This window comes from Mycobacterium colombiense, from assembly GCF_003284975.1.
Classification (GTDB): Bacteria; Actinomycetota; Actinomycetes; order Mycobacteriales; family Mycobacteriaceae; genus Mycobacterium; species Mycobacterium europaeum_A.
Map to the genome: position 1 here is coordinate 1 of NZ_QMEU01000161.1, position 7506 is coordinate 7506.

Annotated in this window: 5 protein-coding genes and 1 pseudogene; all 6 read right to left on the minus strand. The window is 69.1% G+C overall.

The genetic code is table 11. The features are described 5' to 3' along the window. The coding region (locus DQP58_RS25285; protein WP_114149371.1) for a PPE domain-containing protein at positions 1 to 223 on the minus strand (223 nt) is incomplete at its 3' end. Between the two features lie 12 nt (positions 224 to 235). Continuing rightward, on the minus strand, positions 236 to 1489 hold the full coding sequence (locus tag DQP58_RS25290) for a PPE family protein (protein ID WP_112710825.1): 1254 nt from the start codon (positions 1487 to 1489) through the stop codon (positions 236 to 238). 855 nt (positions 1490 to 2344) lie between these two features. Then, on the minus strand, positions 2345 to 3322 hold the full coding sequence (whiA, locus tag DQP58_RS25300; protein ID WP_040631623.1) for a DNA-binding protein WhiA: 978 nt from the start codon (positions 3320 to 3322) through the stop codon (positions 2345 to 2347). Then, positions 3319 to 4345, minus strand: a pseudogene (yvcK, locus tag DQP58_RS25305) (uridine diphosphate-N-acetylglucosamine-binding protein YvcK). The gene whiA and the pseudogene yvcK overlap by 4 nt, the downstream one beginning before the upstream one ends. Positions 4346 to 4353: 8 nt before the next feature. Next, positions 4354 to 5274: an RNase adapter RapZ gene (rapZ, locus tag DQP58_RS25310; protein WP_112710827.1), complete on the minus strand. Its 921-nt coding sequence runs from the start codon at positions 5272 to 5274 to the stop codon at positions 4354 to 4356. Next, the gene (gene uvrC / locus DQP58_RS25315; RefSeq protein ID WP_112710828.1) at positions 5271 to 7226 is read right to left on the minus strand and encodes an excinuclease ABC subunit UvrC; all 1956 of its coding nucleotides are present in this window, start codon (positions 7224 to 7226) and stop codon (positions 5271 to 5273) included. The genes rapZ and uvrC overlap by 4 nt, the downstream gene beginning before the upstream one ends. Between the last annotated feature and the right edge of the window lie 280 nt (positions 7227 to 7506).

Sequence of the window (7506 nt, forward strand, 5' to 3'; positions counted from 1 at the left end):
AGGGCGCCGCCGCGGCGGCCATGGACTCCGACGACGAGCCCTGCCACGATTCGCCGACCAGTTCAGAGATCACCGATGCGTAGGAAGCCGCGGTGCCGTGCAATTCGGCGGCCAGCCCGTCCCATGCCGCCGCGGCGGCCAGCAGCGGCGCCGCGCCCGGGCCGACATAGATCTGGGTGGAGATGACCTCCGGTGGCAGCGTTGCGAAATCACTGAAAACCATTGCCGCACCTTCCTATTTCGCGTTCGGCGGAATCACAATGACGGTGGACGTGGTCGCGAGGTCGTCGACGGCTACGGCACCGGGCACGCGAACCGTCGACCCGGCGACGGCGCGGGTCGCGGTCCCGCCGACCGCGCGTCCGGCCAGGCTCGACAGGGCCGTCGGGCCGAACATGCCCTGCTGACCGTTGACGGCCATCGCGGGAGCGGCGTCCAGCATGGTCTCCGACAGCTCGGCGGCCACCGTCCGGACTGCCGGGACCGCCGAGGCCCAGTTCGCCGGCACCGACAGCGATCCGATCAAGCCGGCACGGCCCGCCGACGCCGAAACCGTGCCCGCACTCGACAGCGCGGTCGAGCCCGTCAGGAGATCGCTGCGCAGCAGCGGCGCCAAGACCCCGCTGAGCGCTTTGGGGTGCAAGAGGGGTCCGATTCCCTGGATGCCCGTCCCCACACTCGGGATGCTGAGGGCGATCTGGTACCAGTTCTTCGCCAGGTTCGCCACGCCGAGCGGCGTGTACGGCCCGGAGATGGTACCCATGACGCTGTTGAAGGTCTTCAATATCCCGGTGATGTCCGTCAGGCTCAGCGGGAGTTGAGCAGCCGCCGTCACCGCGGTCGCGTTCACCTGCGCCGCGACCGGAGCCTGCGAAACCGCTTCTGACAGTGAAGATTCCACACCTGAGGTGGTCGACGACTGCAGCGCGGAGGTGACCGCGGCCGACTGGTCGGCCTCCGCGTTTGCGTCGGCGGTCGTCGGTGGCGCGCCGAACGGGCTGAGCCGGCTCGCGACCGCCGACGCGCCTGCATAGGTGTACATCGCGGCGGCGTCCTGGGCCCACATCTCGGCGTACTGGGCCTCCGTGGTCGCGATCGCCGGAGTGTTCTGACCCAGCACGTTGGTCGCGATCAACGACGCCAACAACGCCCGGTTGGCCACGATCACCGGCGGCGGGACGGTGGCCGCGAAGACGGCTTCATAGGCCGCCGCTGCCGCCGAGGCTTGGGCGGCCGTCTGCTCGGCCTGCACCGCGGTGCCGTCGAGCCACGCGATGAAGGGTGCCGCCGCGGCGGCCATCGCCGTCGACGAAGGCCCATGCCAGGAGGTGCGCAGTTCCGCGATTGCCGAACCGTACGACGCTGCGGCCGAATGCAATTCGGCTGCCAACCCGTTCCAGGCCGCCGCAGCTGCCAGCAACGGCGCCGACCCCGGCCCTGAGTAGATCCTGCCGGAGTTGATCTCCGGCGGTAACGACCCGAAATCCATGCGTTCCTCCGCCTCCGGCCGTGTCGCCACCGCCGGCCCAGTCCGTACCGCCGCCAGCACATCGGCTATGAGTTTGCTGGGCGGCGGGCATGTCGTCTTGTAGACGAGACACTAGCCAGGAGTTACGAAATCGCCCTTCGCCAAGATCGGCCGGGGTCGCCGGTATCGCCGCGCTGGGCTGCGAGCGCCGGGAGCCGGCGGTTCGGCAAGCAAGCCGCCGATAGCCCCTCTACCCGTGCAAATCCGGCAAGGCGAAGCGGTGAATAGATGGTGAAAAGCCGAAAGGGGTGCTCCCCGGGCGGCGATTGGTGAATAAAAATCTCGGTATCACAAATTGCATTGGACGCAGGACTCCTTAGCCACAGCGACCGCGCGGCGGCGCGACGCGCGACCGTCAGGACGAGGCCGCAAGCAAGGAACCGCTGAGAAGTGCGTGGTGGAGCACGTATTCCGCGACTGTGCGGCCGATACCCTTGTGACTCATAGCGCTTTCATAGAAATTATGCGATCTCAATGAATTTGCTGCACATAAGCAGCGCGGTCAATCGACGTTTGACCGGACACCCCCGATATTCAGGGCCGGAAATTCGGCCAGAAGAACGTTATCGAAAGGTGCCGGCTCATATCCAACTGACATAAATCATGCAATTCATAGAATTCGCCGCGGGCAGGGGCGTCTGGTGACTCAGGGTGGCGTGCCCGCCGCGCAGGCCCACCGTCACGTCTGGCCGATCGAGCACCGCGGGCCGAGCTCCCGCGACAGCTCCACGCCGCGCCCGCGGCTTTGCCAGGACAGGTCGCGCTGCGACGCCCTTGCGGCGCGCATCGCCACCGGGCTATGCGTCCCCGAGGAGATTAAGCGTCCTCGAGGAGATCCGGCGTCACCGCCGACTCGGTGTCGGGGATACCCTCGACCTTCGCCTTGCGGTCGGCCATCGACAGCAGCCGCCGAATGCGGCCCGCCACAGCGTCTTTAGTCATCGGCGGGTCCGCGAGCCGGCCCAGCTCCTCCAGCGATGCCTGCCGGTGCTCGACGCGCAGCTTGCCGGCCGAGGCCAGATGGTCGGGGACGGTGTCGCCCAAGATCTCCAGCGCCCGCTCCACTCGGGCCGCGGCGGCCACCGCCGCCCGCGCCGACCGGCGCAGGTTGGCGTCGTCGAAGTTGGCGAGCCGGTTGGCCGTGGCCCGGACCTCGCGCCGCATCCGGCGCTCCTCCCACACCAGCCGGGTGTCCTGGGCGCCCATCCGGGTCAGCAACGCGCCGATCGCCTCACCGTCGCGCACCACCACCCGATCGGCGCCGCGCACCTCGCGGGCCTTCGCGCTGACACCGAGCCGTCGCGCGGCACCCACCAACGCCAGCGCGGCTTCCGGACCGGGGCAACTGACTTCCAGGGCCGAGGACCGCCCCGGCTCGGTCAGCGACCCGTGCGCCAGGAACGCCCCGCGCCAGGCGGCTTCCGCGTCGCCGACGCTGCCGCCCACCACCTGGGCCGGCAGCCCGCGCACCGGGCGGCCGCGATTGTCGAGCAGACCGGTCTGGCGGGCCAGCGCCTCGCCGTCATTGGCGACCCGCAACACGTACCGGGTGCTCTTGCGAATTCCACTGGCGGACAACACATGCACGACGGCGTTGTATCCGTAGAGCTCGAAAATGTCCTTGCGCAAGCGCCGCGCGACGTTGCCCAGGTCCACCTCGGCTTCGACGACGACGCGGCCGCCGACGATATGCAGCCCACCGGCGAACCGCAGCAGTGACGTGACCTCCGCGCGGCGGGCGCTGACCGATTTCACAATGAGGCGGCTCAGTTCGTCCTTGACTTCGGTCGTCATCGCCACGCGTCGTCACCCCTCACTTGCACCGTCGACCCGAATATCCGCGGTGGCCGTGACCGAAGACGCTCCCGGAGCCTTATGGGCCGCCCGGACCCCGTCCAGGGCCGCCGCGAGCTTGCCTGGATCATGTAAAGGTGTACCAGGTCTGGCCACATCGGCGAAGTGGACCTCGGCCGAAAGCAGTGTGGCGGTGCGGCGCAATTGCTCGCGCTCCCGCTCGCTGGGCACCCGTTCGGCGTCGATGATGATGTCGTGCACGGTGAATTCCGGTGCGTGCTGGGCCAGCACGTGCAGGTGACGCTCGACGGAGAACCCGGCCGTCTCCCCCGGTTCGGCCACCAAATTGAGCACCAGGGCGCGCCGCGCGGTGGTCGCCCGCAGCGCCGCCGCCAGTCCGGGCACCAGCACGTGCGGGATCACGCTGGTGAACCACGACCCCGGGCCCAGCACAACCAGATCGGCGGCCATGATCGCGTCGACGGCCTGCCGCGTCGCCGGCGGGTTGTCCGGCAAGAGCCGCACCCGGCGCACCTTGCCCGGCGTGGTCGCGATTGCCACCTGACCGCGGATCAGCCGGAACATCCGCGGGTCGCTTTCCAGCCCGGAGACGTCGGCCTCGATCTGCAGCGCGATCGGGCACATCGGCAGCACCCTGCCCTTGACGCCGAGGATGCGCCCCAGCTCGTCGAGGGCGGCCACCGGGTCGGCCAGCACCTCGGACAGCCCGGCCAGCATCAGGTTGCCGATCGGATGCCCGGCCAGCGCCCCGCTGCCCCCGAACCGGTGCTGCAGGATGGTCGCCCACAGTCGCCCGTGCGGGCTGTCAGATGCCAAGGCCGCCAACGCCATTCGCAAATCACCAGGCGGCACCACCTCAAGTTCGCTGCGCAGCCGGCCGGAAGAACCGCCATCGTCGGCGACCGTCACCACCGCGGTCACGTAGGGCGTGAGCCGGCGGGCCGCCGACAGCGTCGCGTACAGGCCGTGTCCACCGCCCATCGCGACGATGCCCCGGTTCATCGGCTCGGTCATTCGCGGCCCAGATCCCGGTGCAGCACCCGCACCGACAGTTGGGCTTCGCCCCTCTGGGCCTCGAGCAACTGCACCAGCGCCTCGGCGATCGCGACGCTGCGATGCTTGCCGCCGGTGCAGCCGATGGCGACCGTCATGTAGCGCTTGCCCTCCCGGCGGTAGCCGTCGACGACCAGAGAGAGCAATCGATGGTAGGCGTCGAGGAACTCGGCCGCGCCCGGCTGGCTCAATACGTAATCGCGCACCGCGGGGTCCTGCCCGGTGCGAGGCCGCAATTCGTCGACCCAGTGCGGGTTCGGCAGGAACCGGACGTCCATGACCATGTCGGCGTCCATCGGCAGGCCGTATTTGAAGCCGAACGATTCGACCGTGACGCTGGTGGTGGCGCTGGCGGCGCCGCCGAACGCCCGCTCGATGGTCTCGCGCAGGCCGCGCACCGACAGCGTCGAGGTGTCGATGATCAAGTCGGCGGTGGCGCGAACCGAGGCCAGCATGCGGCGCTCGGCGGCGATGCCCTCGGCCAGGGTCTGATCGCCCTGCAGCGGGTGGCTGCGCCGATTCTGCTCGTAGCGGCGCACCAGCATGTCGTCCGATGCTTCCATGAACACCACGCGTGGGGCGATGTTTCGGGTAGCCAGCTCGGTGCGCACCGAGTCCAGGTCACCGGTGAAGCCGCGCGACCGCACGTCCATCACCACCGCGAGCTGGGTGATCCGCGAGCCGGCCGCCAGCCCTAAATCGACCATCCGGGTGATCAGTTGCGGGGGCAGGTTGTCGGCCACGTACCAGCCGAGGTCCTCGAGCACCTTGGCTGCGGTACCCCGCCCGGCCCCGGATAACCCGGTCACCAGCACGACGTCGATACCGGCCGGGGCGTCCACCGAGGGGCCGCCCGCAAACTCGCCCGGGCCCGTCACTGGGCCGCCCTGGACTGTTCGGGGGGCTGCTCGGGCCGCAGCGCCTCCAGGACGGCGGTGGCGGTCGCCACACCGATGCCGGGAACGGCGGTGATCTGGTCGACGGTGGCCTCCTTGAGGCGGGCTATCGATCCGAAATGGCTTACCAACGCCTTTCGGCGGTGTTCTCCCAATCCTGGCACCGAATCGAGCACCGATGCGGTCATTCGCTTGGATCGCTTGCTGCGATGGTAGGCGATCGCGAACCGGTGCGCCTCGTCACGGACGCGTTGCAGCAGATAAAGCCCCTCGCTGTTGCGCGGCATGATGACCGGGTCGGGCTCCGAGGGCACCCACACCTCTTCCAGCCGCTTGGCCAGGCCGATCACCGCGACGTCGGTGATGCCGAGTTCCTCGAGCACCGCGCTGGCCGCGTTGACCTGCGGGGCGCCGCCGTCGACGACGTACAGATTCGGGGGGTAGGCGAAACGGCGCGACTTTCCTTCCGCGGAAAGCATATTCGGATCGTTCTGCTCGCTCAGATGACGGGCGAAGCGACGGCGGGTCACCTCGGCGATGGAGGCGACGTCGTCGGAGCGGCCCTGCCCGGCGGCTTCCCGGATCCCGAAGTGCCGGTAGTCCGATTTGCGCGGCAGACCGTCCTCGAACACCACCAGCGAGCCCACCACGTCGGTGCCCTGGACGTGGCTGATGTCCACACATTCGATGCGCAGCGGCGCCTCGGACAAGCCGAGGGCCTCCTGGATGTTCTGCAGCGCAGCGGATCTGGCGTTGAAGTCGCCGGCGCGCCGCAGCTTGTGTTGTTGCAGCGCCTCTTTCGCGTTGCGCTGCACGGTTTCGGCCAGCGCGCGTTTGTCGCCGCGCTGCGGCACTCGCAGCACCACCCGGGATCCGCGCAGGCCGGACAGCCAACTGGTCAGCTCGTCGGTGTTGGACGGCAGGCAGGGCACCAGCACCTCGCGCGGCACCGGGTTCACGGATTCGTCTGCGGCGCCGCCCAATTCGGCCTGCTCGCCGTAGAACTGGGTCAGGAACTGCTCGACCAGCTGTTCCTCGCCGGAATCGCCGGGGTCGGCGGACTTTTCGACGATCCAGCCGCGCTGGCCGCGGACCCGGCCGCCGCGGACGTGGAACACCTGGACCGCGGCCTCCAGCTCGTCGTCGGCGAACGCCACTACGTCGGCGTCGGTGCCGTCGCCGAGGACCACGGCCTGCTTTTCCATCGCCCGCTTGATCGCGCCCAGGTCGTCACGCAGCCGCGCGGCCCGCTCGAAATCGAGCCGCTCGGCCGCGGCGTTCATCTGCTGTTCCAGCTCCCGGGCGAACCGGTCGGTCTTGCCGGACAGGAAGTCGCAGAAGTCGTCCACGATCTGGCGGTGCTGCTCCGCACTGACCCTGCCGATGCACGGCGCCGAGCACTTGTCGATGTATCCGAGCAGGCAAGGACGGTCGATCTGCTTGTGCCGCTTGAAGACTCCCGCCGAGCAGGTGCGGGCCGGAAACACCCGGGTGAGCAGGTCCAGCGTCTCCCGGATGGCCCACGCGTGCGAGTACGGCCCGAAGTAGCGCACCCCCTTGCGGCGGGGTCCGCGGTAAACCATCAGCCGGGGGAACTCCTCGTTGAGGGTGACCGCGAGCACCGGATAGGTCTTGTCGTCGCGATAGCGGACGTTGAACCGCGGGTCGAACTCCTTGATCCAGTTGTATTCGAGTTGCAGCGCCTCGACTTCGGTGTTGACCACCGTCCACTCGACCTTGGCCGCGGTGGTCACCATCTGCCGGGTGCGCGGGTGCAGGCTGGCGATGTCGGCGAAGTATGACGTCAGCCGGCTGCGCAGGCTCTTGGCCTTGCCGACGTAGATGACTCGCCCGTAGGGATCCCGGAATCGGTAGACGCCGGGCTCGACCGGGATGGACCCGGGGGCGGGGCGGTAGCTGGCGGGATCGGGCACAGATCCAGGCTAGTAGCCGGCCGCGCGGAGCCGAGAAAGGCGGGGCGCCTGCGGGTGCCGGTTTACTGTGATGCGTACCCGTCGCCGCAACGTTTGGGGTGATTACCGTCTGGGGGCCGGCACCGACATGAGCGTCGCCGCCCGCGTCGGACAGCCGGTAGCGACCCGGGACACCGCCGCGGCGCCGGCCGCCTCGGCCCGGCGAGAGCAGACCCGGCGCCCTCGGCGTCCCCGGCCGGGTCTGATCGACCCCGGATACCGCTACGAATCCCTGGACCCC